This window comes from Pseudocnuella soli, assembly GCF_004347775.1.
In the GTDB taxonomy this organism is placed as follows: Bacteria; Bacteroidota; Bacteroidia; order Chitinophagales; family Chitinophagaceae; genus Flavisolibacter; species Flavisolibacter aquaticus.
The window spans coordinates 522,878-549,280 of the sequence record NZ_CP037755.1; the positions used below are offsets into that span (position 1 = coordinate 522,878).

At 52.5% G+C, this 26,403-nt stretch carries 21 protein-coding genes; 8 read left to right on the plus strand and 13 right to left on the minus strand.

Features of this window, described 5'->3' with window-relative positions; genetic code table 11:
* Positions 1 to 7 precede the first annotated feature (7 nt).
* Together EPD17_RS02205 and EPD17_RS02210 are read left to right on the plus strand one after the other, a co-directional pair.
* Positions 8 to 712 (plus strand): hypothetical protein, encoded by a 705-nt coding sequence (locus EPD17_RS02205; RefSeq protein WP_132051392.1) that lies wholly within the window; start codon positions 8 to 10, stop codon positions 710 to 712.
* Between the two features lie 19 nt (positions 713 to 731).
* The gene (locus tag EPD17_RS02210) at positions 732 to 1,307 is read left to right on the plus strand and encodes a TVP38/TMEM64 family protein (protein WP_132051394.1); all 576 of its coding nucleotides are present in this window, start codon (positions 732 to 734) and stop codon (positions 1,305 to 1,307) included.
* On the opposite strand, the gene EPD17_RS02215 is transcribed toward EPD17_RS02210, so the two are convergent.
* Together EPD17_RS02215 and EPD17_RS02220 are read right to left on the minus strand one after the other, a co-directional pair.
* Positions 1,304 to 2,548 carry a hypothetical protein gene (locus tag EPD17_RS02215; protein WP_132051396.1) on the minus strand — a complete coding sequence of 415 codons (1,245 nt, stop codon included), beginning with the start codon at positions 2,546 to 2,548 and terminating at the stop codon, positions 1,304 to 1,306. The two genes, EPD17_RS02210 and EPD17_RS02215, sit on opposite strands and share 4 nt — an antisense overlap.
* A gap of 170 nt (positions 2,549 to 2,718) precedes the next feature.
* Positions 2,719 to 3,228 carry a c-type cytochrome gene (locus EPD17_RS02220; protein ID WP_132051398.1) on the minus strand — a complete coding sequence of 170 codons (510 nt, stop codon included), beginning with the start codon at positions 3,226 to 3,228 and terminating at the stop codon, positions 2,719 to 2,721.
* A gap of 353 nt (positions 3,229 to 3,581) precedes the next feature.
* On the opposite strand from EPD17_RS02220, the gene EPD17_RS02225 reads away from it, so the two are divergent.
* A complete protein-coding gene (locus EPD17_RS02225; protein ID WP_114234548.1) occupies positions 3,582 to 3,776 on the plus strand; it encodes a hypothetical protein in 195 nt (64 codons plus the stop codon).
* A gap of 194 nt (positions 3,777 to 3,970) precedes the next feature.
* Here EPD17_RS02225 and EPD17_RS02230 read toward each other — a convergent pair whose 3' ends face one another.
* Together EPD17_RS02230 and EPD17_RS02235 are read right to left on the minus strand one after the other, a co-directional pair.
* Complete coding sequence (locus EPD17_RS02230; RefSeq protein ID WP_132051400.1) at positions 3,971 to 5,845, minus strand: patatin-like phospholipase family protein; 1,875 nt, start codon at positions 5,843 to 5,845, stop codon at positions 3,971 to 3,973.
* Positions 5,846 to 6,101: 256 nt separating this feature from the next.
* The gene (locus EPD17_RS02235) at positions 6,102 to 10,352 is read right to left on the minus strand and encodes a M43 family zinc metalloprotease (protein WP_165929495.1); all 4,251 of its coding nucleotides are present in this window, start codon (positions 10,350 to 10,352) and stop codon (positions 6,102 to 6,104) included.
* Positions 10,353 to 10,789: 437 nt separating this feature from the next.
* On the opposite strand from EPD17_RS02235, the gene nagB reads away from it, so the two are divergent.
* Positions 10,790 to 12,691 (plus strand): glucosamine-6-phosphate deaminase, encoded by a 1,902-nt coding sequence (gene nagB / locus EPD17_RS02240; RefSeq protein WP_132051404.1) that lies wholly within the window; start codon positions 10,790 to 10,792, stop codon positions 12,689 to 12,691.
* A gap of 210 nt (positions 12,692 to 12,901) precedes the next feature.
* Here nagB and EPD17_RS02245 read toward each other — a convergent pair whose 3' ends face one another.
* From EPD17_RS02245 to EPD17_RS02275, 7 genes are all read right to left on the minus strand, one after another.
* Entirely contained in the window at positions 12,902 to 13,078 is a 177-nt protein-coding gene (locus tag EPD17_RS02245; RefSeq protein WP_073047981.1) for a DUF1328 domain-containing protein, read from the minus strand.
* A gap of 256 nt (positions 13,079 to 13,334) precedes the next feature.
* Entirely contained in the window at positions 13,335 to 14,786 is a 1,452-nt protein-coding gene (locus tag EPD17_RS02250) for an amidohydrolase (RefSeq protein WP_132051406.1), read from the minus strand.
* 104 nt (positions 14,787 to 14,890) lie between these two features.
* Positions 14,891 to 15,751, minus strand: coding sequence for an SDR family oxidoreductase (locus tag EPD17_RS02255; RefSeq protein ID WP_132051408.1), 861 nt, complete (start codon positions 15,749 to 15,751; stop codon positions 14,891 to 14,893).
* 230 nt (positions 15,752 to 15,981) lie between these two features.
* Positions 15,982 to 16,971 (minus strand): potassium channel beta subunit family protein, encoded by a 990-nt coding sequence (locus EPD17_RS02260; RefSeq protein ID WP_132051410.1) that lies wholly within the window; start codon positions 16,969 to 16,971, stop codon positions 15,982 to 15,984.
* Between the two features lie 192 nt (positions 16,972 to 17,163).
* On the minus strand, positions 17,164 to 17,700 hold the full coding sequence (gene lptC, locus EPD17_RS02265) for an LPS export ABC transporter periplasmic protein LptC (RefSeq protein WP_165929496.1): 537 nt from the start codon (positions 17,698 to 17,700) through the stop codon (positions 17,164 to 17,166).
* Positions 17,701 to 17,764: 64 nt separating this feature from the next.
* Complete coding sequence (locus EPD17_RS02270) at positions 17,765 to 19,141, minus strand: hypothetical protein (protein WP_132051414.1); 1,377 nt, start codon at positions 19,139 to 19,141, stop codon at positions 17,765 to 17,767.
* Positions 19,110 to 19,844, minus strand: a complete 735-nt coding sequence (locus EPD17_RS02275) for a type III pantothenate kinase (protein WP_132051416.1) — start codon at positions 19,842 to 19,844, stop codon at positions 19,110 to 19,112. The genes EPD17_RS02270 and EPD17_RS02275 overlap by 32 nt, the downstream gene beginning before the upstream one ends.
* Positions 19,845 to 19,981: 137 nt before the next feature.
* Between EPD17_RS02275 and EPD17_RS02280 the strand changes: the two genes are divergently transcribed.
* Together EPD17_RS02280 and EPD17_RS02285 are read left to right on the plus strand one after the other, a co-directional pair.
* Entirely contained in the window at positions 19,982 to 21,094 is a 1,113-nt protein-coding gene (locus tag EPD17_RS02280) for a mandelate racemase/muconate lactonizing enzyme family protein (RefSeq protein ID WP_132051418.1), read from the plus strand.
* A 280-nt stretch (positions 21,095 to 21,374) separates the two neighbouring features.
* A complete protein-coding gene (locus EPD17_RS02285; protein WP_240040709.1) occupies positions 21,375 to 21,623 on the plus strand; it encodes an isoamylase early set domain-containing protein in 249 nt (82 codons plus the stop codon).
* Positions 21,624 to 21,871: 248 nt separating this feature from the next.
* Here EPD17_RS02285 and EPD17_RS02290 read toward each other — a convergent pair whose 3' ends face one another.
* Entirely contained in the window at positions 21,872 to 22,495 is a 624-nt protein-coding gene (locus EPD17_RS02290; RefSeq protein ID WP_132051420.1) for a DNA-3-methyladenine glycosylase family protein, read from the minus strand.
* A gap of 207 nt (positions 22,496 to 22,702) precedes the next feature.
* Here EPD17_RS02290 and mnmD point away from each other — a divergent pair, with 207 nt between their 5' ends.
* Entirely contained in the window at positions 22,703 to 23,422 is a 720-nt protein-coding gene (gene mnmD / locus EPD17_RS02295) for a tRNA (5-methylaminomethyl-2-thiouridine)(34)-methyltransferase MnmD (protein ID WP_132051422.1), read from the plus strand.
* A 188-nt stretch (positions 23,423 to 23,610) separates the two neighbouring features.
* Here the strand turns inward: mnmD and dnaN are convergent, their stop codons facing one another.
* Positions 23,611 to 24,726, minus strand: coding sequence for a DNA polymerase III subunit beta (gene dnaN, locus EPD17_RS02300; protein WP_114234560.1), 1,116 nt, complete (start codon positions 24,724 to 24,726; stop codon positions 23,611 to 23,613).
* Positions 24,727 to 25,115: 389 nt separating this feature from the next.
* Here dnaN and EPD17_RS02305 point away from each other — a divergent pair, with 389 nt between their 5' ends.
* A complete protein-coding gene (locus EPD17_RS02305; protein WP_240040710.1) occupies positions 25,116 to 26,402 on the plus strand; it encodes a YbjN domain-containing protein in 1,287 nt (428 codons plus the stop codon).
* The last annotated feature ends 1 nt before the right edge of the window (position 26,403 follow it).

Genomic DNA, 26,403 nt, shown 5'->3' on the forward strand with positions numbered 1-26,403 from the left:
TGCCATAATGAAAAGCTTATCCTACAAGGCCAGCCGCCACCTGTGGGCGGCCCGCCTGGTGCTGGTGGCCGGCCATGTGTTGCTTACCCTGCTTGGTATCTTTGTAGGCAAATCGCTGGCACTGCTCCAAGTTACGCTGCCTTTTTACCTGATTTATTTATTGATACTGCCCTTTGCCGCGGCATGGCTGCTGCACCCGGGCGGGCACAGCGGCCACACCTATGCGCTGCGCAAATGGTGCGAAGGCACTGCCGGCGCCATCAGCTTTTTGCTGGTGGTGTGCCTGGCCAACCAGCGGCAGCCTGTCCTAGGCCACGCCGCTTCTGCATGGTCCAACACCGCTGTTGAATATGGCATCCCGAAACAAAAGCTGGAGCAGCCATCTGTAGATAAAAAACCTTTATTGCAAAAAAAGTCTGTAAGGCAGCAGCTGCGCAGCTTGCGCCGAGCCTACCGGCAGGGACCAATCGGAACCAGGATAGCACTTATATTATTGGCGGTAGCTGGTGCTTTTGTTTTACTCTATGCTCTGGCGTTGCTTTCCTGCAGCATTGCCTGCGCCGGGGCTGAAGTTTTGGCATTTATTGTTGCAATACTAGGTACCGGGGCTATTGCATTTTTCTTTGTCCGGGCAATAAAGGCTATATCCCGCCGGTACCGAAGGGAAATGGAACAAGAAGCACCACGGATAAAACCGCTTCCCGATTCGTAGAGGCTGCATCTTTGCAGCAGTGAAAGAACAAATCCTCCAGCTATTTGGCCAATACCCCGAAGCCGCACTGTTCATCAGCCTGCTGGTAAGCATTGTGGTGGCTGTGCTGGGCCTGGTGCCCAGCGTGTTTGTAACGGCGGCCAATATCCTGTTTTTTGGGTTTTGGCGCGGCACACTCATTTCTTTTCTGGGCGAAGCCTTGGGTGCCGTGGTTTCTTTCTGGCTGTATCGCAAAGGATTTCGCAACATGATGGGCGGCGCATTGAACCGTTACCCCAAAGCCCGCCGGCTGGTTGGGGCCACGGGTATGGAAGCAGCCATGCTTATTCTTTCCATGCGCCTGCTACCTTTTGTGCCGTCGGGGCTGGTCACCTTTGCGGCCGCAGTAGGCACCGTGCCGGCGTGGCTGTTTGTTACCGCATCTTCGTTGGGAAAATTGCCAGCCCTGCTGCTGGAAGCTTATGCAGTGTACCAGGTAACAGCTTTTGGGTGGCAGGGAAAATTATTGCTTACAGTTGCTGCGCTGGGGCTAATTATTTGGGTGTGGCGGCGTATGAATAAACCAAAGGGATCAGGCGAAGAATCTGCATCTTAATATTTGTCCAAATCAATGGAAGCGTCCGCATTTACATTCAACTGCGGCGCCTGCAGGCTAGCCGCAAAAAGCAGCAATGCTCCTGTAAACAGCATTATGGCCGCTACCCACAGCAGCCAGTTGTACAGCGGGCTATTGGTGCCTAGCAACAAACTGGTGCCCTGTACGGCCAATAGCGCTTCCTGCATCAGCACGCCTGCAGTAAACACCCACACCGCCAGCCGGGTAAAACCGAGCCGTGCCGGCAGGCCTTTCCACTGGATGTAGTGCGCCAATAAATACAGGCTGACCAACCCCAGGAAAATAAGGTGCAAAAAACCAATGATGATGGAGCGGAGCCCAAACACGGCTTGTCCTAGCTCGGGTACCAGTGTGCCGCTTTGCAAAATTGATTTTACCACAAAAGAAAGCAGCACCAGCCGCCACAGGATGCGGGCAAGGCGGTGCTCCAAAAACGATGCGTGAAGCAACTGCTGCCGCAGTTGCCACAGCGCCGCCAATGATGCCAGCAGCAATACCACGCCAACGGCCGAAGCCGCATCGAACCAAAGCGGGTGGTGGTGCCACAGCAGCGACAAAAAAAGGGTGGGCACTACTGCCGCACATTGCAACATGGCAAAACGCCAAGCGGCAGGCGGTGCATTTTCCCCAAACAATCGCTGGAACACCAGGGCAAAAACGCCCAACGTAAACAACCCATTGTACTGGAAATGGAGGTAATAATATTGCGCATCGCGGTGCAACACGGCATCCACATTGCCCGAGCCCCACAGCCAACCCAGCATGATGGGCCCGGCCACCGACAGTACCATGCTGCCCAATGCCCCGGCAACTAATAGCAGGGCCGGATTGTTTGAAGTGACCCGCGGCATTTTTTTAAAAAAAAGCACCACAAACCAGGCCGCAGCCACCACGTACACGCCGGCAAAAATGAGGGCTGCCGCACCAAAGCCTTGCAGCAGCAACGCCACCAACATGCCCCAGCACGAAATAGCAATGGCCCACAACAGCGGCACAAAGCGGGCTCGCTGCACCGGCGGTATAAAAGTGTAGGTAAACAGCACAAACAAGGAAAACGAAACCCACCCGTTGAATGCAAAATGGGTATGTGCTGCCAGCAGGTTGCGGTAGTCGATAAAGGGGATGGAAAAAACGATTTTGCTACGCAACAACAACCCAAGCATGGCCACCACGGCAAGGTGGGCCAGCGAAATATTGATCCATAACTTTTGTTTGGTCATGCCTGCGGTTGAACAAATAATGCCGTTGCAAAACGGGAATGCGCAGCACAAAAATAACAACGGCGGCGCCATTGCAGCCGTTGCCTAAAACAAAAGACACAGCCAGCCCACACGTTGCCGTGTTGTAGCCGCTGTGCCTTTTTATCCGTTATAAGAAACCCGGGGTGTCGTTAGCTTTTGCCGTCGTTGTTACGCATGAACTCCAGTATGGCCCTTGCATCCTCATCGGAGAGGTTTTGGTTGGGCATGCGCACCAGGCACTCTTCCAGCATTTTCTGTGCGGCAGGGTCCTTTTGCAGCATCTCATCCACGTTGGTGGAAAAGTTCATGATCCATTCCGGTGTTCTGCGGTCGGTAACGCCTTTCCAGCCCGGGCCCACCATTTTTTCATCGGTAAGTTTGTGGCAGCTCTGGCATTTCATTTCATATATACCCTTACCTGCGGCTACCATTTTTTGATCGAGGGGGTGGGTAAGCTCCACGTTTTGAAACTTGCCAATGCCTTTATCGCTGGCAGTTGCATCTGTTGTAGTGGGTGCCGCATCGGTAGTTGTAGGTGTGGTGGCAGCGGCATCGTTGTCTGTTGTGCTTGCTGTATTATTGCTGTCGTTGCCGCAACCCACGGCTGCAGCCAAGAAGCCCCATCCAAGCAGCAAGCCCAAAAATTTTTGCTTTGTCATAAAATGGATTTTGTTAGAAATGTACAGGGAGGGGTTGTAAAAAACATGCCAGCACAAGTGTAGCGCCCAATAGTTTGCGGCTGTTGCCATAGCATTTTATGGTGGTAAGACAATTGTCCGGACGCAAAAACAGCCATTTGAAACATGACGCATTTATTTAATAAAAATAGAAACGCCCCTTCGAAATCCTTTTTGTTTAATTATCACCCATAATATTATAAAAATCGCTATGGGAGAAGGCGGATGACTGAATAGAAACTAAATTATTGCCGGGCCTCTTTTAAAGCCGCTTTTAGGGCGCCTGTATTGGATTTGAAGGTAATTTTGCCCACCAATATCTAAAGACGGTACCTATGCAAAAGCAAACCCTCCAGTTCCCTAACATAGAAAGCCTTGCGGCATTTGCCCGCCAGGTAAGTGCGGGCTACCTGATCAACACCAACAAGCTTACCCTCACGGGCGGCTTTCGCGATGCCGATATTGAACTGGCCCAGCTTCGGTTCGATGCATCTCTGGTGGAAACCAATGAAAAAACTTATCAATACTAATACTGTAGCCGCCATTGTTATTGTGGCCGCAGGCTTTTTGTTTGACCAAAAAGTTTAGCGAGTTTCATAAAAACCAGCCTCCGATAAGGCTTGCCGTTTCTCTAATTTTTCCAAACCGCCTTTCGTATAGCCGTCCTTCTGCACGGAATGCTTTTCTTTCAATAAATTCTTTTTTTCAAACCGCCGGTTCCGGTCTATTCCCTGCCTGATTTAGCTGTTGCATTTTCCGCCACACCGGCCTCATTTGGCGTGTGGTATTTTGGCTTCATCAACTTTCTTTCTCGCAGGTTGGTTTTAATGATTGATAGCACTTTTGCGGCGATCTTATCATCTACCCGGCCGGCCATAAACGCAATCAGTTTATCCACCAAAAAGTTGGAATCGTAGGCATTGCGCACCAGCGTGTTTGCCCGCTTTTTCACCTGGTCAAAATAGTTGTCGATATAAGCCTCTTCCGGCAGGTCCATTTTGTACAGCGGCAGTTTGGCTTTTTCGGTGTACACTATTTTGCGCAGCGAATCGGACACCTGCACTTCTTTTACTTTCATGGGCTCGGGCAGGTCCACATCCGGTATCACCGGCACCCATTTGGCGCCTTTTTCATCGGTGTAGCTAAAGCGGTCTAGCGCCTCCTGGCTGCCATAACCTTTCAGCACGGCCTCCACGCATTCGTAATGTTCGGTGCCGGGTGTTTCGGCCACGTTTACCACAAAATATTTCCGCAAAAAGCTCTGGCAGTTGTGCCGGCCCAGAAAAAAGTCGTGCACCCGGTACTCGCGGCTGATGAAGCCGCCAAAACCGCCCAGGGCACCGCAGGCAATGGCGTGCTCCGGCTTTTCCACATCGCTGCGCGATGGTGCCACTATATGCAGCCCATAGCTTTTCTTGTCGTAGGCATCAATAGCTTCCTTGGCATCAAACAGCAGTTGGGCCCGCATGGCGCCCACTAGGTTCAGGCCATAGCGCAAGATGGTTTCCGACTGGTGGCTGGGCTCTTCGATGTCGAAATCATAACTCGGGAACGGGTCGATCAGCAGCACGGAATAGTTGGTGAGCTTGCTTTTTTCCGCCATCCGTTCGGTGTCGCTCATGGCGTTCACTGCCTCCAGCATGGCGTCCATGTTGCGTTCTTTCAGCCTAATCTGGAGCATCATGTCGCGCAGCATTTCCACCGGCTCGTTGTTCGATGTGCCGCCATCGGCGTTGAGGCTGCGGTACAGGTCCTCCCGCTCCCTAATGTTTTTACCCAGGCCAATGGTTTCCTGGTCAAACTTGTCGTTTTTACGGAAAAAAGGGTTGTCCCAAATGTATTTGGCCTGGCGCTCCACGATGCGGGGCCGCAGGCCAATGGGAAATGCGCCGGTGGCCTTAGATGCTTGGATTACCTGCTTTAGTTTTTCCAGGTTGTTGAACGACACTTCCATGCGGCCGTCGCCCTCATAAGCATCGCCCCACCTGAAGTGCGCCATATCGCGGTGCTCCGATACATATTGTTCCGTGGCGGCGCTGGCCCTGCTACTCAGTTGGTATTTAATGCCCGTTACATTGAACAGGGTCATGAACAATTCCAGGTCGCGGCTAAGAAACGGCGGCGTGGTATTGCCTTCGGTTTTCGACCGCTCGGCAAGGCGGCGCACATACTGTTCAAAATTGTCGGCCACCGCATCAATAAAACGCGAGTTCATGGCCGAAGGGATGTGGTAATCCTGAATGTCGCTGTCGTCGAGCATTTCGGAAAACACATCGCTATTGCCCGTAAGTTCCACCCATGTTTTCCAAAAAATATTCTTGTCGGAGTTAACGGTGTAGCTGTTATCGGGGTTCAAAACAGGATGTTCTACCTGGTCGCGCATGCCAAAAAAGGCCATGCCCGCGGTAATACCGCCGCCCGATGAACCGCCCAGCAAGTCGATCTCTACACGATGGTTGGGGATGCTAGGGTCCCGGCCTCGGGCCGCTTCCCATTTGGTCAGCGCTTCCAGCAAAAAATCGATGACGCCAGCGGTATACGCACCAGCCGATACCGAGCCGGCCATACACAAACCCAGGTGAAAAGTAGGTTGACTCATAAAAAAATGATTTGCAATCCAGTAATTGAATGATTGTATTGCGAGGCGGTGCAGGATGTTGGATGGCGGGTTCGGGTGGTCGTTTTCAGGCCTGTTTTGGCGGCGGGTTTGGAAAAGTGGCGGCAATAGCGAGCAGGTGCCCCTAATTGCCTATCTGCAAGATTGCCAAACAGATAGACATTAAACCTACAATGCCCCTTTTATAAATGCAATAGGACATCGAAAAAAACCATCCGCGATGGCCGCCAATCAATAGCTACCGAACCAGCAGCACCATGCCCTTGAGGTGTGTTTTTTTGCCATCTGCCTGCGTTATGGTCAGCAGCCACACATAGTTTTCAGAAGGCAGTTTTTTATTGGCAAGCGTACCGTTCCAACCCCATTGCGGATCGTTGGGCGCTACGCCCTGCACCCCAAATACCTGCTGGCCCCAGCGGTTGAAAATGCGGAACTCATTTACCCGCACCACGTCGGGGCCGGCCATTACATAAAACACATCGTTCAGGCCATCGCTGTTGGGCGTAAAAGCATTGGGCATATTTACCCCGCCGCCGCTAAAGGTGCGCACCGTGGCCAAAGCCGTGTCGGTACAGCCATATTCGTTGGTGGCGGTAAGCACATACTGCATCGTGTACTGTGGCGTAGCCACCGGTGCCGGGCAGGTGGTGCACGACAAAAACAGGCCCGGCGTCCAGTTGTACAAAGTAATGGTGCCGCCGCTTGCGCCAGCTTGCAGCATCACCGGTTGCAGGCGGCCCAAGGCCGTATCGGACGGCGTAATGCTGGCCACAAAAGGTATGGTGAACACAGCATGGGCGTTGTTTGTAAAATCGGATTCGGTAAATGAGGCGCTGCTGCTGCCACCGGTACCGCCTTTATCATTGACCACTGCCACCAACTGGTTGCTGCCCGGTGTTTGCACAATATGGGTGTACACCTGGCAGCTATCGGCTGCAGCAGTTTTTGTATAAAAAACCGGCTGCAGCAATTTGCCCGAACCCGAAGCGCCATCGTAAAAAGAAACCGGCAGCCCTTTGGGCACCGAATCGTAGCGGTTGCCCACACAAATGCGGAACCGCACCAGCGTAGTGCTGCTGCTGTAGCAGGCCGTTTCCAAAATCTCAATCCTGAAATCAGGTGGCAACACTTTTACCACCGCAGTACCCCTGATGGGGCAGCCGTACCGATTATTGGTGGTCATGCGCACCGTATCGGTGGCAAATGGCGTTACCTGCGGCTGCAGGCAACTGGTGCAGCTTAGCGTATAACCAGCACCGTTAGTCCACCGGGTGCTGGCGGGGTCCACCACTGCCGATGTAATGTTCATCATCACTGGCGATTTGCGGAGTACGGTGGTATCGGCGGGTTGCAGTTGCACCGTTTGGGGCTGGTAGGCAAGCTGTGTAATATTGTTGGTGTAATCTTTTTCCTTGAAGGTTGTATCCGGCCCGTTATTCATGGGCAGCGTAGCACCGTCGCTGTTTACCGCAGCAAACAAAACGCCTGCATCCTTGCCGCTTACTTTGTGCACATACGATGCTTTTTGCGCAGCTACAGGCACCGGTGTATAAAACAGCGGGCCCGACAGTTTGCCACCGCCGCTTGGATTGCCATCGAAAAACGCCACCGGCAAACCTTTACGCAAGGTGCCCCGCCTGAAGCTGTTATTAATGGTAAACCACACCACCAGGCTGTCGTTGGCAGCGCAGATCACGCTGTCGATCACCACTGTGTAATCATCAGCGGGCGGCACTTTGATGAATACAAAAGCCGTATCGGTACAGCCCCAGAAATTGACCGCGACCACCCGCTTAGTTCGCGAGGTATCAGCCAGGAACTGTGGGTTGGGGCAATCGGTGCAGCTTAGTTGTGCAGCATCGCTCCAGCGATAACTGTGCACCGAATCGGGGCCTGCAGTTGCACTTAATTGCAATGTATCTCCGGGCTCCAGCACCGCATTAGCCGGGGTCACCAAAACCCTAAATCCTGCGTAATTGGAGGAGTGCACATTGTTGGTGTAATCTTTTTCCAAAAGCGTTGTAGCAGGCAGCACCCGCGGCAGCGCCCCGCCGCCGTCATTTACCAACATAAAAAGATCGCCGCTGCCACCTGCGGCCAGCCTAAAGTTGAATACTTCCTCTTTTTTCCGCACCGTATCCTGCAGCACAAAAGCGGGCAGCAGCGGGGTGGCATTTGCCGAAAGGGGATCGCCGCGGTAAAACCGCACCTGCAGCCCTTTGGGCAAAACACCGCGTTTAAAACTATTGGTCAGGGAAAAAGATACCTGCAGGCTGTCGGCATTATCGGCACACTCCACCTTGTTGATGCGGCCCGAAAAATCGTTGTAGGGCGGCACTTTAATGGAAACCGCGGCACTATCATAGCAGCCGTAAATGCTGGTTACCAGCACCTGGCGCACTGCATCGGCGGTATCGGCAATGAAACGCGGGTTGGGGCAGGTAACGCAACTCAGGTTTTGCGCCGGACTCCACCGGAACGACCGCAGCGCATTTGGCCCACCCGATGCAAAAAGCTGCAGCGTATCACCGGGTTCCATTACAGCGTTGGCTGGCTGCGCTGTGGCGCGGAACCGGAAACCGGAGTACACCGCAAAATTGTTGTCATAGTTTTTTTCAAACATGGGGCTGCCCGGCAACTGCACCGGCACCACTGCACCACTATCATTAAACACGGCATACAGCGTATTGAGGTTGGGGCGGCCTACATCCAAAATAGTGGTATACAGGTAACTGCAGCAAAAGCCTTCCACCGGCTGCTCCAGGAAAAATGCGTTGCCTATTTTTTTAGCGCCGGCAACCTTTGGATCCGCATCGTAAAAAGCAATGGGCGTACCCGCTGGTATGGCGGCATAGCCCGAGTTGCACACAAAAAACGAAACGCGAATTTTGGTTTGCTCAAAACAATCAACCCGGCTGATGTACACCTGGCCGTCCTGCGTGGCATCGAACACATTTACCGGGAACACATCGGTGGTATCGGCGCAGGCATCCGATGTGGCCACCAGCCGGAAATAATACATGCCCGGTTCGGTAAACTCGTAGAGTAGGTTTTTAGAGGTAGCAATAGGCTGCTCCATACCTGTTTGCGTACGCATCAGCCAGGTGTAGGATTGTGCGTTTTCGGAGGTATTGGTAAACAAAACCGTGTCGAGGTAAATGGGTGCCTTTGCGGCAAGGGTTCTTTTATCGGTAAAAAACCGGGCGGTCACGCCACAGTTCACCACTACATAGCTTGTTTGGGTGGCAAAACAATTGGCCCCGTCGGCGGCCTTCAGCGTTATTTTAAACCGGCCCGTCCGGTTAAACTGATGGGCGTAGTTGGTGGAAGTAGCCACCAGCGTATCATTTACCAGCCATTGGTATTGTGTAGCGCCGGAAGAGTTGTTGGTGAAATCCAGTTTGTCGCCAACCACGGCATGTGGGCCACGCCAGATAAACCGCGCCGCAATATTGCCGGTACAGGGCTTTTCGCATTTGTTTTCGAGCAAGCCCTTGCGCACTGTGGCCAGCACACCGCGCATCCGTTCGGCCTGGCCTTCGGTAAACTCATTCTGGCAAGACTCAAGGCTGTAATCCATAAAATTGTGGATGGGGTCGGTTGTGTCCCGCGCAAACCCCGACAGCGTATCGGTGTTGCATGAGTTCATCGGGTCGTTGCACGAGGTAACGCCATTCATCACCACATCGGGCGGCGTATCGCAAACGCGGTCGCCGTTGGTGCTGCAATCGGCATTGTAGCAGCTCATGCTTTCAAACGTGTGGTACAATCCAAGGTAGTGGCCCATTTCGTGCACCAGCGTTACGCCATAGCCCGTAGAAACAATGCCATCAAGCGGGCTACCACCGGGCGGCATAGTGGCATAAGCACCGATGGGGCCCAATATCCATTTGCCGCAGGCATAGGTCATAAAACCCTCGTAGTCCATCGTGTCCACCATCCAAATGTTGATGTAATGCTGCGGGTCCCACTGCACCAGGTTTTTGAGTTTGCGGTCTTCAATTACGGGGTTGAGGTGGCCGCCAAAAAAAGACGGTGTGCGGGTAATGCCGGTGGTAATGCCGCCTTCGGGATCGGTTTGAGCCAGGCAAAAACGAATGCGGGTATCGGCACCCTTACTGGCCGCATATTTTCCTGTTCTGCCAAAGGCGTCGTTCAGTTCTTTTACCGCATCGCGGATAATGCCGTCGGTTACGGCTTCGGGCTTGCGGCTAACGATGTGAAACACCACCGGCAGCGTTACCACTTCATCTTCGAGCAGGCCGGTGCCGGATAACACCCGTGTGTTGAATGCTTTTTCCTGTTGCACGTATGCGGCGCTTTGGCGCATTTGCTCCAGTATGCGGTCGGTGCCGCACGAAATGACGCCGGCTGGCGGCTGCGTTATATTTTGCGGAAATGGCTTTGATGGCGCCTGCGCCCCAACTTGTTGAACAGGTAAGGAGGCCAGCATGCACCAAAGTATCAGCAGGAAAAGATTTGCCTTCATGTTTTTTGCAACAGGCTTGGGCAGGTTGTACATGCGGTGCAAACCAGCCGGGCAGCAGTGTTCTGTTTTTGGTAAAAAAGAAAACGATGGGTGGGCTTTCAATAAGATTGGGGATCAAAGCAGCTCCAGGCAACCACCACGATGCATGCGCCTGTTGGATAATGCCACAAAATAAAAACTGGCCACTATTTTCCCAATCTTTTATTCTTACAGTAAAACATGCAATTAGTAAACAGTCCTTTTAGGCTTTACACTTTGGGTGGGTAATGAGACAGGTGGGCTTTGAGCCACATGTTTTTAGAAACACAAACCCACTACCCGCGGCGTTGCGTTTGCCGGCCAAACCAATGCGTTACCATACGGCAGTTCTATTTACTATTTTTGGCCCGCTGCTGCCAAAGCAGTTCCATTTTACCCCACTTTACAAAATCAACAAAATGATTGATGCGTTTGAAAAGATCCCGGTAAACATTTACCCCACTTACCAGGAAGGTGCAAAAGCCGCGGCTCAGAAAATAGCCGAAACCATCCGCGAAAAAGAAGCCGCAGGTCAGCCTTGCGTGCTAGGCCTGGCCACCGGCGCCACACCCAAGGCCATGTATGCCGAGCTGGTGCGCCTGCACCGCGAAGAAGGCCTGAGCTTTAAGCATGTTATTTCTTTCAACCTCGATGAATATTACCCCATCGAGCCGGAGGCGTACCAAAGCTATTACAGCTTTATGCACCGGCACCTGTTCAGCCACATCGACATTGATCCTAAAAACATACACATCCCCGACGGCAGCCTGCCGAAAGAAGAAATCAAAGCGCATTGCCTCGAATACGAAGCGCAGATAGAAGCCCTGGGTGGCATTGACCTGCAGGTGTTGGGCATTGGCGGAAACGGCCATATCGGGTTCAACGAACCGGGCTCTTCCATTTATTCCCGCACCCGCCTCATCAACCTCGAAAACTCCACCCGCCTGGCTAACGCTTATGAGTGGCCGAACATTTCGCAGGTGCCGCGGTTAGCCGTTACCGTTGGTATCTCGGTTATTTTGCAGGCAAAAAAAATCATCCTCATGGCCTGGGGCACCGGCAAGGCAGCAGTGGTGCGCCAGTCGGTGGAAGACCAGATGACCGAAGCGGTGCCCGCTTCCTTGTTGCAACAACACCCCGATACGGTGTTTTTCCTCGACGAAGGTGCGGCCAGCAGCCTTACCCGCTACCGCAGCCCCTGGCTTACCGGCGACATTCAGTGGACGCCCAAAATGATTAAAAAAGCGGTGGTAAATATGGCGCTGCAGCGCAATAAACCGGTGCTATCGCTTACCGATACCGACTATATGGAAAGCGGGCTTTCGGACCTGTTGGTGGAGCTGGGCGATGCCTACGAAGTAAACCTGCAGGTGTTTTATATGCTGCGCGATTCGATCACCGGTTGGCCTGGCGGCAAACCCAACGCGGTGATACCGGCACACCCCGAACGGTCGGAGCCGTACCCCAAGCGGGTGCTGCTGTTTTCACCGCACCCCGATGACGATATTATTTCAATGGGTGGCACTTTTCAGCGCCTGCACGACCAGGGCCACCAGGTGCATGTAGCTTACCAAACCTCCGGCAACATTGCCGTAACCGACGAATTTGTTACCCGTTTTCTGGATTTTGCCGTAGGCTTTGAGGAAATAGCCGGCATTGATAATACGCGGTCGCAGCAGATTTTGGGCGATGTGCAAACCTACTTGAGCCAGAAAAAACAAAGCAGCATGGATACGGAGCAGATTCGCGCCATCAAGGGCCTGATCCGCCGCGGCGAGGCCCGTGCTACTTGTCGCTACGTAGGCATTCCCGACGAGCATATCCATTTTCAAAACCTGCCTTTTTACGAAACCGGAACCATCGAAAAAAAGCCGATGGGCGAACAGGATGTGCAGCTAACTGTGGAGTTGTTGCGCCAGGTAAAACCCCACCAAGTGTTTTGCGCCGGCGACCTGGCCGATCCGCACGGTACGCATAAAGTGTGTTTGGAGGTGGTGTTGGAAGCGCTGCGCCGCATTAAAGAAGCCGGCGATGATTGGATTGGCAACTGCTGGTTGTGGCTGTACAAAGGCGCCTGGCAGGAGTGGGATATTCATGAAATTGAAATGGCCATCCCCATGAGCCCCGACCAGGTGCGGAAAAAGCGCTACGGTATTTTCATTCACCAGTCGCAAAAAGACATGGTACCGTTCCAGGGATCGGATGCCCGGGAGTTTTGGCAGCGTGCCGAGGAACGCAATGCAGCCACCGCGGCGGAGTATGCCCGCCTGGGACTAACCCAATATGCGGCGATGGAAGCGTTTGTGAGGTGGCAGTTTTAGGGATTGACGATTGACGATTTGGGATTTACGATTGCCTCAACTGCAAGATGCTATTTTTAAAGAAAGCGCTCTGCGGGAAAGAAATCGTAAATCCGAAATCGTCAATCCAAAATAAAAAAAGGTTACACAAACTGCGTAACCTTTCCTTAGGTATCCATTCCCTTATAAACCAAGGGAATAAGCCCATAAAATATCTGCGCTCTTTCCTGATTAAAGCGGATCGCGAACGCCACGGCCACGGCCGGCAATTAAGCTGATCACAAACAGCACCAGGAAAATGTAAAACAGGATTTTAGCAATACCAGCTGCACCGGCAGCAATACCACCGAAACCGAAAATCGCTGCAATAATAGCGACTACCAGGAAGATAATTGTCCAACGTAACATATTCGTAGATTTTGGGTGAATAATGCTTATTGAAAGGCAGAAAACGTGCCAGCCCGCAACCCGGCGTTGCGGAATGGGGTTTGCACCCCAATTTGTATGACCCCAAAAAATGCCCGGAACCTGGCCATTGCGGGTGCTTCGGTTTTTATGGCCATAGCCATTGCCATCGGCCAATGGATCAGAAAAGCATAACCGCAAAAAGGCCAGCTACTGTTGTAGCTGGCCTTTTTTATTGGGGAGTAAAAAAACTGGTCGCTTAATCGCGGTAGTTGAGCGCCGGTGGGCGGTTGCCCAGCAGGGGCTTGTATTGAAAACTGTTGCCGCGGCTCCGGTTGAATTCTTCTTTTGCTGCCTGTATCAGCGCCGGGTTGGTAAACAAATCCACCGCGGTAAACGCCAGCACTTTTGCCGCATTGATCATGCCCTTGGTGCCTATTTCGGTGCCCCCGCTGGCCACCGCCTGCCAGCTATGCGCCGGCACACCGGGCACCCAAGTGGCAGTGCGCAAACCCACGGTGGGCACGGTCCAGCTTACATCACCCACATCGGTCGATCCGCCGCCTGCATCCACCACGGATTGCAGCGGCTGTACTTTTTCTGCCTCCGAAATATGGGGCACATCTGCACCCAACGACTTTTGCAGGGTTTGGGCAAAATCCCGTTCCCCGCTGGTATAGCTCACGCCGCCCACTTGTTGCAGCGCCTGCTGCATGGCTGCTGCCAGCGTTTTATTTACCAACAAGTCATAAGTGCCGCCAATGGTTTCATAATCGGTGCGGGTTTCGGTGCCGGTGGCAGCGCCCTGCGATGCTTTCACCACGCGGTCGAAAATCTGGCGCACCACTTCGCGGTTGGGGTGGCGCACATAGTAATATACTTCGGCAAAATCGGGCACCACGTTGGGCGCTTTGCCGCCTTGTGTAATCACGTAATGAATGCGGGCATCGGATGGAATGTGTTCGCGCATCATGTTCACCATAAAGTTCATGGATTCCACGGCATCCAGTGCCGAGCGACCCCGCTCCGGTGCCGCCGATGCATGTGCTGATGTACCGTAAAAACGAAACTTAGCCGACGAATTGGCCAGTGCGCTGGTCATGGTTACGCTGTTTTCCGAGCTGGGATGCCAGTGCAACACGGCGTCTACATCTTTGAACAAACCTTCCCGCACCAGGTACACTTTGCCCGAGCCGCCTTCTTCGGCCGGTGTGCCGTATAGTTTTACCGTGCCTTTCAGTTTACCCGATTCAATCAGTTTTTTTACTTCAATGGCTGCTGCCACCGATGCGGTACCAAACAAATGGTGCCCGCAACCATGTCCGCCAGCCTGCCCGGCAATGGGCTTTTTTTCGGGTACTGCTTCCTGTGAGAGGCCGGGTAGCGCATCGTATTCGGCCAGTATGCCAATGACCGGTGCGCCACTGCCGTATGTAGCAATAAATGCGGTGGGGATGCTGGCTACGCCCCGCTCCATTTTAAAACCTTCCCGCTCCAGCGCCTGCGCTAATAGTGCGGCGCTGCGTTCTTCTTTATAACCCAGTTCGGCCCAGTTCCATATTTGCAAGGCAATGTCTTTGTACTGGGGGTAAGCAGTCTGCAGGTTTTGCGCAGCAGCGGTTTTCAGCGGTTGCGTAGCAGGTGTTTTTTGTGCCTGCATGTGTAGGGCACAAGAAAGTAACAGGGTGGGAAATAACAAACGTTTACTCATGTGAAATTTTTATGGTGATGAAGGCAAAATTGAAAAGGGTTTGTTGCTTTTCCTGTTGCTTCCAATCATTCTGTTTGTAGCATTACAGCGGTGTGCCGCCGATGTTATTCGTCTATAAAAATATCCTGCATCAATTGCTCGGATGGATTGACGGCATAATGTGAAAAATCGGTTGTGCCTGCCTGTTGCAATACCGTTTCATCAATGAAAAAATTGCCGGTGCAACTTGCTGCTGGCCTTGACAATATTTCAAATGCAGCATCGGCAACGATCTGCGGCGTGCGGCTTTTTTGAATAAGAAAATCGCCACCCAGCAGGTTTTGTACAGCGGCCGTTGCAATGGTGGTTTGCGGCCACAATGCATTGGCGGCAATACCAAAAGGTTTCAGTTCTTCGGCAAGCCCCAGCACCACCATGCTCATGCCGTATTTGCTCATGGTATAAGCCAGGTGTGCACCAAACCATTTGGGATTTAAATTAAGTGGCGGCGACAGGTTGAGTATATGTGGATTGCTGCCGCCCTTCAAATAGGGAATGGCGTGTTTGCACATCAAAAAAGTACCCCGCACATTGATGCTGTGCATCAGGTCAAAACGCTTGGCTTCCATGTCGGTTGTGGGCGCCAAGTGAATGGCCGATGCATTGTTCACCAGCATATCAATGCCACCAAATGTTTCCACAGTTTTGGCAACGGCAGCAGCAATTTGATCTTCGTGGCGTATATCGCATTGCAGCGCCAGCGCCTTGCCGCCGGCTGCTTCAATTTCCTCAGCAGCGGTGTAAATGGTGCCTTCCAGTTTGGGGTGTGCTTCGGCGGTTTTGGCGGCAATGGCCACGTTGCAACCAGCAGCGGCCAGCTTTAGCGCAATGGCTTTGCCGATACCGCGGCTGCCGCCCGAAATCAGCACGGTGCCGCCTTTCCGTGGATTGGTAGCTGCAGTGTTATTGCTGTTTTGTTCATTCATAAATTTATTGTTGGTGCCCAAAATGCTGAAGGAAGATAGCCCATTTTTTGGTGCGGTTGTGTGCAGTGGAGGTCGTCTTTTTATAAAGAAAATGCGGCTTCAGGAGCCGCATTTTCTTTATGGTTGTTTTGCAAAAATGTATTGCATTATTGAGCAAAGTAGTAAAGTGCATCCATAAATTGCTCACTTTTTAAGCTTTCCTTTCAGTAAGTAAAACGATCGCAAATACCTTAAAAAGATTGCCTCACCGGCTTCGTTTGCATGATTCCTTCAATGCGTTCCATGATCTCTGGAGTAAGCAGGGGCAGCACATCCAGCGACCGCAGGTTTTCTTCCAGTTGCTCCCGGCGGGTAGCACCCAAAATGGCCGTAGTTACATTCGGGTTTTTGAGCGTCCACGCAATAGACAGGTTGGAAACAGGCACACCCAGTTCACCGGCTAATGCAGTGAGGCTTTTTACCCGGTTCATCTTTTCTTCGGCCAGGTAACGGTCTTTCAGCCAATCGTAACCTTCCAGTGCAAAGCGGCTGCCTTCCGGAATGCCGTCGTTGTATTTACCGGTAAGCAGCCCCGATGCCAAGGGGCTCCAGATGGTAGTGCCCAGGCCAACATTTTTGTACACAGGATCGTAATCCACTTCTACTTTGTGGCGCTCCAGCAGGTTGTATTGCGGCTGCTCCACCACGGGGCCAATGAGGCGGTAATCGGCGGCCACGCGGTGGGCTTCCATTATTTCGGCTCCGCTCCATTCTGATGTGCCCCAATACAGGATCTTGCCCTGCTGCAGCAACATGTTCATGCTCCACACCACTTCTTCAATGGGCACATTGGGGTCGGGGCGGTGACAAAAATAAAGGTCGAGATATTCTACCTGCAGGCGTTGCACCGCTTCGTGGCAGGCCTCGATGATGTGCTTGCGGCTGAGGCCGGTCATGTTGGGTTTGTTGGCCGGGCCACGCGAACCGAAAAATACTTTGGAACTAACGGTGTAGGATGACCGATCCCATGCTTTTTTGCGCAGCACCCGGCCCATCAGGCGTTCGCTTTCGCCACGGGCATACACTTCGGCGTTGTCGAAAAAGTTGATACCGCTATCGTAGGCTAGCCCCATCAGCTCATCGGCCAGCGAGTCGTCAACCTGTTTGGAAAAAGTAACCCAGCTGCCAAAAGACAGTGCACTCAGTTGCAGGCCACTGCGGCCCATTCTTCTATATTCCATGTGGGATGTTTGATTAAGGTGGAGTGAAGTTAAGCTAAGTCGAGAAAGACGGAAAAGTCAGTAAAGTCGGGAAAGACAACCCCAATAAATCGAGCTTTAAAACCTTAGGGTCAGAACCGCTGGAATTCCATTAATGCTATCTAAAACTGCGTAAACATCTTTCCGGACTTTTCCGTCTTTTCCGACTCAAACCTACATCCCCGGCGGGGCGGCAATCACACCTTTCGGCTCAAAAATGTAGGTGTTGCTCAGGTCTTGGTCGGCTTCGAGGCCGCGGCCGCCATTTACCGTTTTATCGGAGGTTTTGATGCGCACCACTTTATCGGTGTAAAACTTACCGGTGGCCTGGTTCCACCACAGGTCGGGGCTGCGCAGCGTATCGCCCTGCACGTTGGCCACCACTACGCTGTCGCGCAGGTACACGCGGTTGGTGGTTTCAAAATATTTGCCGTACAGCGCATCCAGCTCGCTTTCCTTTTTACCCGTGCTGTCATAAAAATCAACATGCAGGCTTTTGGGAAATTCCACGTACACCGTATCGGTGCTGTAGCGCAGCATTACCGGTGCGGTAAGGCGGGCACGCATCCGCCCGCCCTGGCTAAACAAGGTGTTGATGTTGTGGGCTTCTTCCACTAGCACCTTGGTGCCGGTCCATTCCTGGATGGCTTCTTCGCTGTTTTCGCAGGCGGAGAAGAAGAAAATAGATGATAGACAACAGGCAACAGACAATAGCCGATGGTTGTTAAACCATCGGCTACCGAAATGTACTTTCTTTTCGTTTGTGCGTTGCCGTTTAATCATATTTACGTTTGCTAAACCAGGCATCGGAGAAGGAAAGACCTACGGAAACGCGGAACAGGTTTTCGCGCAGCGTATTGTCGTTGTTGCCGCGGCGCATGGCCTCAAAGCCCAGGTTGATCACCGTAAACTGGTACGGTGCCATGCGGCTGGATGGAATGGGCAGGCCCACACCCAGCGTAATGCCGTATTGGGGCAGCTCGCGGCCCAGTTTTATATAATCGGGGCCGGTAAAAAATCCGGCGCGGTAAGCTACGTTGGTAAAATAGCTGCGGCCCGGTTTGGGGCGCAGTTGGCCGCCCACACGCAGTTGCCAGTTGTCCTGCACTGAATCCTGCTGGCCGAAAAAGCGGTATTGGCTCCATTTGTTTTGCACCAGGTCGGCACCCAGCATCCAGCCGGCGCCGGTTTGTTGTACATTTTCCAACACAAAACCATAGGTAAATGATGCAGGGAAAGTAACCTCGCCGGGGCGGTCGGTTTCGGAGTAAACCGAGTCCAGCTTGCTGTCGCCGTTGTTCGGGTCGCGGATAATGGTTTCGCGAATGATATCGCGGCGGGCATTGATCTGCTGTTTTACATTACCGCTGGCGCCCAGGCGCAGCGCGGTTTCTTTACCTACCTTGATCTTGTATTGCACACCGGCATTAAAAAACAACCCGCCCAGCGATGTGGCATCGGTGTGGTTGGAGCTGTTGTACGCCAGCGAATCGTTCATGATGGAGCGCTTGGTGGTGTATTCTTTGCGGCCAAACAGGTAGCCCACGTTGGCACCCACGCTCAGGTTTTTAATGGCAAAACCGGTACCCACCGAAGGCAGGTACGTGCCGCCGTTGCCCGAAAATTCGGTGTAAGCGCTGTCGATGCTCATGCCGGTTTCGGGGTTTACCAGCAATTCGTTGCGGCCCACTTTATAACCAATGCGGGTCAGCGGCCGCAGGCCAAAGCTCAGGCCCCAGTTGCGGCGCAGCGGAATGCCCATCTGCAGGTACGAAAAATATGAGTTTGTGGTTGAGAAGTTGGCGGTTTGGTTGGGATTGCGCAGAGTGCGGTTTTCCACGTTGATGCCCACATCGAGCAGCACCCGGCCGTAGAGCATTTTTTTGCTTCGCTGCTCCAGTATGGCGCTAAAGCCCGAGTAAGATGCTGGGTTATTGAAATTGACATAAAGCTGTTCCGAGTAACCTGCCGAAATACCACCCATGCCCCTGTTCAGGATATTTGTGTTTGGCGACAGATCACCCAGGCCATAGCGGGAGTAAGGCGAGTTGCCCTGGGCAAACACCGCAGACTGCCCCAGAAAAAGGGCGGCCGCCAAACCACAGGCTTGTAAAGATTTTTTACTGGCCGCGGTTAACTTCACTAATTGCATATAATCCTTTAAAAATGAGATGAGGGTCGGCAAATATCTTATTTTTCAAATGGGGCGCCAAAAAGGGTATATCACCCCCGGTTAACAGCACGTTAAAGTTGGCATACCGCGCTGCATAGGCTTCAACAATGCCATCGATCTCTTTAGCCATGCCCAGCACAGCGCCTGATTGCAGGTTTGTAGCAGTATCGTAGCCCACCAGCGGCACATTCCAGGTGGCTTCCACCATGGGTAATTTGGCCGTAAACTGGTGCATGGCCCGCAAGCGCATCTCCAGCCCCGGCGAAATGGATCCGCCCAAAAACTGGTGTTCGCTGTTGATAAAATTAAATGTGATGCAGGAGCCCAGCCCAATGGCAAGGTTGTGCCCGTTGGGAAACAGAAAAACCGCTGCGGCGGCCAGCGCCAGGCGGTCGGCACCCATGGTTTCGGGTTTGCCCACCGGCACGGTAAAAGGCAGCTGCGACAGGTGCGACAGCTTATGAAATCGGGTTCGGGCCGCCAGCAAAGCTTCCAGCTCGGGCGGGTGGTTTACCACCGACGACAAAATGGACGCTTCGGGGCCGTATTGGTCTATCAGCGCAGCCACTTCGGCCAGCACCCCGGCCTCCGAAAAGTGAAAGGTCTGTACCAGTTTTTTATCGGTAAAAAGGGCGGCTTTCCACCGGGTATTGCCAAAATCGAAACAAAGAGTTGGGTTCACAAGCTGGCTTTAGCAGGCGGCAAGATAGGGCAAGAATGCCGAACAGCAGGACTTGGGCGGTGGCGTAAAAGTTGCCGCCCATTTACCGCATTGGCGCAAAACCGTATTATTTGTGCTACGCCCTTTAAAATACACCCATGGCAGCCGCACCAATCATCACCGCTGTTTCGCTTTTCCGCCTCGATATTCCGCTGAGGGAGCCGTTTGTAATTTCGCTGGGGCCTATTGAGCGGGTGCAGAATGTGGCAGTGCACATACAAACCAGTGCGGGCCTGGGCGGCTGGGGTGAGTGCAGCCCTTTTGCCACCATCAATGGTGAAACGGCCGAAACCTGCCTGGCCGTAGGGCGCCTATTTGCCCGGGCACTGCACGGAAAAAATGCACTGGATATTGCAGGCAATGTGGCCCTGATGGACCGGCTCATTTGGGCCAACAGTTCCATCAAAAGCGCCTTTGATATGGCACTGCACGATATTGCGGCGCAGCATGCCGGCCAGCCGCTGTACCAGTTTTTGGGTGGCCAAAATGACAAGCCTTTACATACCGACATGACCGTAAGCCTAGGCCCTGGCGAAAAAATGGCGGCCGATGCGCTGCGGTTTCAACAGGAAGGGTTTACCGTCATCAAGGTAAAACTGGGCGGCCACCCCGATGAAGATATCGCCCGGATGGGGGCCATCCGTAAAGCCATTGGGCCGCACCTGCCGCTGCGCATTGATGCCAACCAGGGCTGGCCCGATGCGCCAACCGCCCTGAAGGTTTTACAAGCCCTTGCACCTTTCGGCATCCAGCATTGCGAAGAACCCATTCCGAGGTGGCTTTTTACGGAACTGCCGCAGCTTTCTGCAGCATCGCCCATACCCATTATGGCCGACGAAAGCATGTGCAGCCCTCATGATGCGCAACGGCTTATTGCACTCAACGCATGCCCGCTGTTCAATGTAAAGCTGGGTAAATCGGGTGGGCTGCACCATGCGGCCAACATTGCCGGGCAGGCGGCCAGTGCCGGCATCGGGCTGCAAGTGGGCGGTTTTATGGAAAGCCGCCTGGGCATGACCGCTGCGGCACACCTGGCGCTGGCCAGCCCCGCGGTACATTTTTGCGATTTTGATACGCCGCTGATGTTTACGGAAGACCCGGTGGAGGGCGGGTTTCAGTTTGGCCCCAATGGACTTATCCAAATGCCACAGACTCCCGGCTTGGGCGCTGCATTTTCACCGCGGTTTTTGGAAGCGGTTTTTTCGATTTAACCAGTTCTTTTTTGGGCCGGATAAAATTGATATGGTGGAAAACGGCAATTTTTATTGATGGGCTAGAAATTTTACGCGTATCCGCAAAGCGAAAATTGTTGCTGCTCTTCAATTAAATACACATATTATTTTTCCCAAAACCAAAATGGCTTGAACAATATTTTGTATGTAACCGGTTACTTTTTTCCTTTGTGGGGCATTAACCAGCAAAACACCAACCTCCTAAATACCTTAAAAAATGGTAACAAAGACGTATTTCAAAACAAAGGATTACTGTAAAGTGAAGTTTTCCTTTAAGGTAGAAAACGCCGAAACAATTGAGATCCTGGGACTGAACAGCGACTGGGAAAACTCGGTGGTGATGAGCCGCAAAAAAGACGGCACATTTTCCTGCGAACTGTCGCTGCCCAAAAATTCGGAGCACGAATTTAAATACCGCATCAACGAAACGGAGTGGATGAACGACCCCGATGCAGACGATCAGAAGATCAATGAATTTGGCACCAAAAACAGCGTGATCGTACTGTAAGCCTCCGTTTTCGTAAAGGCCGTTGACTGACCGAACTTTTATTTTACTACATATGCTTGCCGGTGACCGGTGGTGCTTTAGTGCCAGACCGCACCGGCATTTTCATGTGTAACCGGTGATTTGTGGGATTGGAAAGGATTTGAATGATTGGAGGCTGCGTGTGGAAAAGGCGCTTAATTGATCAACATTTGATTATTTAAAATTGAGCGTTTTCACCTGCGTACCAATCCATTTATGCTTTGATCATGTCAATCCTTTTTAATCTTACCAATCACCGGTTCATCTTTCCATCGCCACAGGTGCAGGCAGGCGTATGTGCGGTAGGGAGCCCAGTTTTCGGCCACTGCCGTCATGGCCTGGCGAAAGGCTTTTTTGTTGCTGTCGTCGAGGCCGTACAGGCCCTTTATGGCCACCTGTATGCCGTAATCATCGGGGGCAAAAACATCCTCGCGGCCAAGGGTAAACATCAGGAGCATTTCCACCGTCCAGCGGCCCACGCCTTTGATTTGCGTCAGCAAGTCGATGAGTGCTTCATTTTCCATCTTGCGCAGCTTGGCATCGGTCAGTTTTTGGGCGGTAAAAAATTCGGCTACGTTCAGCACATACTGCGCCTTTGCATTGGACAAGCCAATACCCCGCAGCGTTTGGTGCGGCGTGGCCGCTATCTGCTGCGGCGTAGGCTCGGTGCCGCCATACAACTCCAAAAACCGGCGAAACAACACCTCGGCCACCTTGGTGCTCAGCTGCTGGCTCATGATGGAAGCGCACAGGCGCAGGCAAATATTTTTGCGCTGCTTTACTTCGAGTGGGCCTTGCCGTTCTATCAGGGCTGCAAGTTTGGGATCGGTGCTGAGGTGGGCGGTATAGTGCATAGAGGCAAGATAAGGAGGAAGTGGGAAGACAGCAGTCCGCAAAGTCCGAAGAATGAGCCCCAAAAAGTCTGAAAGGTGCAGAAAGAATTTGATGCAGATGCAAAAGGCTTTGCGGAAATAAACGTTCTGTTTAGCAAAACATCTTTCCAGCCATTTTCTTCTTCCATCTTCCGACCACGGACTTCCGACTCCTTCTTAACTTGCCTCATGATTCGCCAGATCATTTCCACAGCCGATGGGTCGCATACGGTGGCCATCCCTCAAATGGGGGTTACCTATCATTCGCACCACGGCGCCGTGCAGGAAAGCCTGCATGTGTTTATTGAAGCCGGGCTTTATTGGCGGCTGGGGCTTACTCGTCAGGCCACTGAGGCAGGCGCCCACAACAGTAGCGAGCCGGCAAGTGGCCAGACCAGTAAGCAGCCCCTGCACATTTTTGAAATGGGCTTTGGTACCGGCCTCAATGCCTACCTCACGGCCCTTGCCGCCGAGCGGCTTCAATGTCCTATTCATTTTACCGCTGTAGAAAAGTTCCCGCTGTCGGCCGAAGAAGCCTCCGGACTCAATTACGCCACTGAAAATCCCGAACTATTCCGCCAACTGCACGATGCACCTTGGGAACAACCTGTTGCCATCAATCCCCTGTTTTCCCTGCGTAAATCCAACACCGACCTCCTTGCTTTCTCACCCAACCAGCCCTTCGACCTGATTTATTTCGATGCCTTTGCACCCACCGCCCAACCCGAGTTGTGGACCGAAGCGGTTTTTTCGCAACTATACCAACAAACCAATCCTGGTGGCGTGCTGGTAACTTACTGCTCCAAAGGTGTGGTGCGCCGCGCCATGCAGGCAGCCGGTTTTACCGTTACCAAAATACCCGGCCCGCCCGGCAAGCGCGAAATGGTGAGGGCGGAAAGGAGGAGTTGAGAGTTGGTAGTTGACAGTTGATAGTCCGGAGTCTGAAGTTGGTAACTACTTGTTTGTTTTGAAGCCTGATAAAAAAGATTTAGCCGTAAATAAAAAAACGAGCACTCCCAATGGAGTACTCGTTGTATAAAGTGCAGGTCTTTTTACCCGCTAAAAATTAATCTTTAAAATCCTTTCCAATCCTCAAATCACTGGTTTAACATCAGCGGCATCACCAGCATCAGCAGGTCTTCGCCTTCTTCCTGCTCCATCGGTTTCAGGATGCCTGCCTTGGTGGGTGTGCTCAGCTCAATGCGTACTTCGCTGCCGTCGGCGGCGTTCAGCATTTCAATCAGGAAGCGGGCATTAAAGGCAATGGTCAGGTTTTCGCCATCGTACTGGCACTGCATCCGCTCATTTCCTTCAAAAGAAAAATCCACGTCTTGTGCGGCCAGCTGCAATTCCGAACCTGAAATGTTCAGCGCTACCTGGTTGGTGCTTTTGTTCGAAAACACGCTTACCCGGCGCAGGGCACTTTGAAACAGGCTTTTTTCCAGCACCAGCTTATAAGGATTGTCGGCGGGGATCACCACTTTGTAATCGGGGAAACGGGCATCGATCAGGCGGCAGCTCATTTGCGTAGTGCCATGCACCACAAACAGGTGGTTGGGGTTGTACGAAATCGTCAGCTCGTCCTCGTTGTCGGGCAGGGCCGATTTCAGCAGGTTCAGCGGCTTTTTGGGCACAATAAACGAGTCGGGGCGGGGGCAGCTTACATCGGTACGCTTGTACCGCACCAGGCGGTGCGCATCGGTGGCCACAAACTGGATGTACTCTTTGTTCAGTTCAAAAAACACACCGGTCATGGCGGGGCGCAGGTCGTCGTTGCTCACCGCAAACAGGGTTTTATTAATAGCCGTTACCAGCGCTGTTGAAGGCATGGTAAACGATGTGGTATCATCAGCAGTGGGCTCTTTTGGGAAATTATCCGGGTTTTCGCCCATCACCTTGTACTTACCATTGTCGGAGGTGATCTCTACACCAAAGTTCTTATCAATGGTAAAGGTCAGCGGCTGGTCGGGCAGGTTTTTTAGCGAGTCCATCAGGATCTTGGCTGGAATGCACACCCGCCCGGCCTCGCGGGCCTCCACGTCCATTTGTATGCGCATCACCGTTTCCAGGTCGGTAGCCACCACCGTAAGGCGGCTGTTGGCCACTTCAAACAAAAAATCTTCGAGGATGGGCAAAACGGTATTGGCATTGATCACGCCATTTATATGCTGCAGTTGTTTCAGTAGCTGCGAAGAGGAAACGATGAATTTCATAAACCTTTTTTCTTTTGCTGTATGGCCAGAGCTGTTCTTTTATATACAAAACGAACAGGGGGCGAAACTAAGCATTTTTGATGCAAATGAAGGGTGCCGGCCCGCGGGTGTTGATAAGTTGGTTTTTGATAAAAAATGGAAGCAAACCAATATTTCGTGACCTTTTTTGAAGCGGCACTTTCGGCGCAGCCACTGGCTAAAACCAGCACAACAATAGATCAAGCTCATGTTTGGGGCAAAGCGCATCCCCTTATCTTTAATGCCCACTGGTTGCGGCCCATATTTTGAAGCAAACCATTTTCCCTGCGTCGCCCCGGTGCCCGCAGGGTGCTCAACAAGGCTTGCATACTATGTTGGAAAAGTTGTTTAAAAGATCAAAACCCGAAGATTTGGACGAAACCACACCCGCCATCCGCTTTGGCCGGTACTCCGATAACAACAAACCGGTGGAGAAAGTAGCCAAGTGGAACGAAGCCGATGCCTTGTTTAAGGAAAAAAAATACCACCAAAGCATCCGCACCTTTTTCGACTACCTCACCGATGATGCGGAAGGCAACCTGGTGCACCAACCCGATGGCGACACTGCGGGCAGTTTTTTGATTTACCAGGGCTCGCAGGTGGTGCGTGGCCGCTACGATGCCGAAAAGCTGGAAGCCAGCACGGTGCTGGCACGCATGCCGCAGCCTTCGGTGCCCGTGATGCGGCGCCTGCTGGAGATCAATTTTAAATTGTATTACTCCTCGTTTGCGCTGGACGGCGAAAACCTGTGCATGCTGTTTTCATCAGACATTGAAACAGCCAACCCCAGCAAGCTGTATTACGGCCTGAAAGAGCTGGCCACCCGCGCCGACAAACAGGACGACCTGCTGGTGCAGGATTTTACCACGCTGCAGCCCATGGATAAAGACCATGTGCTGGGCATACCGGAAGAGGAGAAAGAGGTAAAATATAAATGGTTTCAAAAATGGATCCGCGAAACGCTGGAACTGATCGAAGGCGTGGATGCCGATAAATATTCGGGAGGCATTGCCTATGTGCTGCTGGCGCTGGCTTACCGCATCGATTTTTTGATTGTGCCCGAAGGCAAGCTGCTGCTGGACCTGGAACGAATTGTGGAAACTTATTTCCGCAAAGACAACCGCCCCGTGCCGGAAAAGAACGGCGAAATGATCGAGTGTTTCCAAAAGATGGCGGGCCGCACCAGGGAGCAGTTTATGCCTTACCTGTTCCGGTCGCGGTACACGTTTGCCATTGTATCGCCGCAAAGCTACAAGTCGGTGGGCGATGCCATTTACAACGCCAATCAAAACATCAACTGGTACAAGGAAAACAAACAGGCACGCATAGCCGCACTTATTGCGGAGTACGGTTTTGCCTATTGCCAGTTTACGTATAGTTTGCCCCGTCCCATTACCGAATTTTTTATCCTGTTCATGCAGGTGTCGTACAGCGGTTATTTCAATGACCTTGGGTATAATATCAAATTCACCAACGAAGACGGCACCTATAACCAGGAGGCCATCACTGCCGAAATTGCCCGCATACAGGAAGCATGGAAAGGCAAATATGGGGAAATGAAATTCCGCACCGACCGCCTGAAATGGGACAATGCCGTGGCCTTTAACCAGTCGTTTACGAATGAGATTGAGTCCTTAAACATGGAAACAGCTCAGTAAT